The 2,288-nt window shown below is 54.5% G+C and carries 1 protein-coding gene and 2 pseudogenes; 1 reads left to right on the plus strand and 2 read right to left on the minus strand.

Going from position 1 to position 2,288, the window contains the following annotated elements; genetic code table 11:
- A pseudogene (locus F6K13_RS29160) lies at nt 1-126 on the plus strand (hypothetical protein); the annotation flags it as partial.
- 2 nt (nt 127-128) lie between these two features.
- Here the strand turns inward: F6K13_RS29160 and F6K13_RS29165 are convergent.
- Together F6K13_RS29165 and F6K13_RS29170 are read right to left on the minus strand one after the other, a co-directional pair.
- Nucleotides 129-1,031 (minus strand): annotated as a pseudogene (locus tag F6K13_RS29165) (SufD family Fe-S cluster assembly protein); the annotation flags it as partial.
- A gap of 17 nt (nt 1,032-1,048) precedes the next feature.
- Nucleotides 1,049-2,122, minus strand: coding sequence for a cysteine desulfurase family protein (locus F6K13_RS29170; RefSeq protein WP_287289287.1), 1,074 nt, complete (start codon nt 2,120-2,122; stop codon nt 1,049-1,051).
- Nucleotides 2,123-2,288 lie beyond the last annotated feature (166 nt).

A 2,288-nucleotide genomic window follows, 5' to 3' on the forward strand; every position in this document is an offset into this window, starting at 1 on the left:
CCAGAGTTGGTGGAAAAATATCTTGGTAGTGTTGTACCTGTAGGGGATAATTTTTTTACTGCTCTTAATTCTGCTGTATTTAGTGATGGGTCTTTTGTCTTTATTCCTAAAGGTGTAAAATGTCCGACATCGCCCGGATACCAGTTCTGAACGGTCGAATATTTCACCTCTGCATCTTCTTCGATGATGATTTCAACCACCGCCGCGTGCAACTGCGATGTGTCCCGCTGGGGAGCGGTGCAGCCTTCCAGATAAGACACGTAGGAGCCTTTGTCGGCGATGATCAAGGTCCGCTCGAATTGGCCGGTGTTTTCGGCATTGATGCGGAAATAGGTGGACAGCTCCATCGGGCAGCGCACGCCCGGCGGCACATAGACAAACGATCCATCCGAAAAGACGGCGGAATTCAGCGTTGCATAGAAATTGTCAGATACGGGCACGACCGAGCCTAGGTATTTCTTGACCAGCTCAGGATGCTCTTTGATCGCCTCAGAGATGGAGCAGAAAATCACGCCCGCCTTCTTCAGCTCTGCCTGAAACGTCGTCCCGACGGATACAGAGTCAAAGACTGCATCCACGGCCACCTTGCGCCCCTCTGCGGGTGCGTCCTCTGCGCCCTCAACGCCAGCAAGGATCATCTGCTCTTTCAGCGGAATGCCCAGTTTTTCATAGGTCGCAAGAAGTTTTGGATCGACCTCGTCCAGCGATTTGGGCTTTTCTTCCATCGATTTGGGACGAGCATAGTAATACTGATCCTGAAAATCGATTTCAGGATAATCCACCATGGCCCAATCAGGCTCTTTCTTGGTCAGCCAGCGGGCATAGGCGTCCAGACGCCACTCGGTCATCCAGTCCGGTTCGTCATTCTTTTCAGAAATCAAACGCACGATATCGGGGGTCAGCCCTTTGGGGGCATATTCCATCTCAATCTCGGTGTCCCAGCCATATTTGTAGTTGCCGGCGAGCCCTTTAACCGCATCTACGGTCTCCTGCTCTACACCTTCTTTTACCTGAACATCATCCAAGCTCATATCGCCTTCCCCCGCGCTCATGCGGCTCGCGCCTTTTGTTTCTTGCGCGCTGCGTGCCATGTTTCGGCAAAGCGCAGCACCTCATCTTCCGTTGTTTGCAACCCGAGACTAACCCGGATCGCGCAGGCGGCGTCGTCCGGGCTATAGCCCATCGCCTGCAAAACGCGACTGGATTTCACCTTGCCGCTGGAGCATGCCGACCCTGCAGATATCGCAAACCCCGCCAAATCCATCTGCATCACTTGCGTCTCCCCTTTCCAGCCGGGTGTCAGCATGCAGGATGTGTTTGGCAGGCGCGGCACGCCTTTCCCGACAAAAATAGTCTCTTTTTCAGAAGCCTCAATAGCGTTTTCTAGAATATTTCTAAGTTTCTCGACACGGTCCCATGCGCCGCCTTCAACATCAAGCTTTGCGGCTTCAGCTGCGGCGCCGAAACCCGCGATTCCAATGACATTTTCGGTCCCGGAACGACGGCCCATTTCTTGGCCACCACCTTCAATCATTGCGGTTAATTCAAGGCCCTGCCGAAGACAAAGAGCGCCAATCCCCTTTGGTCCGCCCAATTTGTGCGCAGAGACCAAGGTATAATCCGCATTTTCATCGCGTGCGGAAAATGCAATCTTGCCTAAAGCCTGAACCGCATCAACCAGCAAAAAAGCATTCTTTTGATGCGCGATTTCACCCCGTCCGGACAAGTCCTGAATAATACCTGTTTCAGAATTTGCGGCTTGAACCGCCAGAATTTGCCCCAATGCCTCAGATGAACAAACCCCACCAACGTTATCGACATCTAAGGGGTCGACCTGATGGGCATGCACGGCGTCATGCTCGATATCTGCGCAGGCGAGGGATTTTCCGTGACACGCAAATGCAGCGGCCTCAGTGGCCCCCGAGGTGAAAACCACCTGATTGACCGAGCACCCAACCAAACTAGCAACTTGCGCGCGCGCGCGCTCGACCAGCCCCTTTGCCGCCCGCCCTTCCGCATGAACAGAGGATGGGTTCCCAACCACATCCATCGCGTCCATCATGGCCGCGCGCGCCTCGGGGCGAAGCGGTGTGGTGGCGTTATGATCCAGGTACACTCTCATAGCTTCTCTGGCTCGAAAATACCCCGGGGGGACGCCATTGGATGCGCCATTGGTCCGAGCGATAATGGCGACGGGGCAGCGCCCCCCGCTCCGTCGGATTGCCGCAGGCAATTCGAAACAAAACCGCTCATTCGTCTACAACCGCGAAGAGACCTGGAACCGCTGG

Source organism: Okeania sp. SIO2B9, assembly GCF_010672505.1.
Taxonomy (GTDB): domain Bacteria; phylum Cyanobacteriota; class Cyanobacteriia; order Cyanobacteriales; family Microcoleaceae; genus Okeania; species Okeania hirsuta.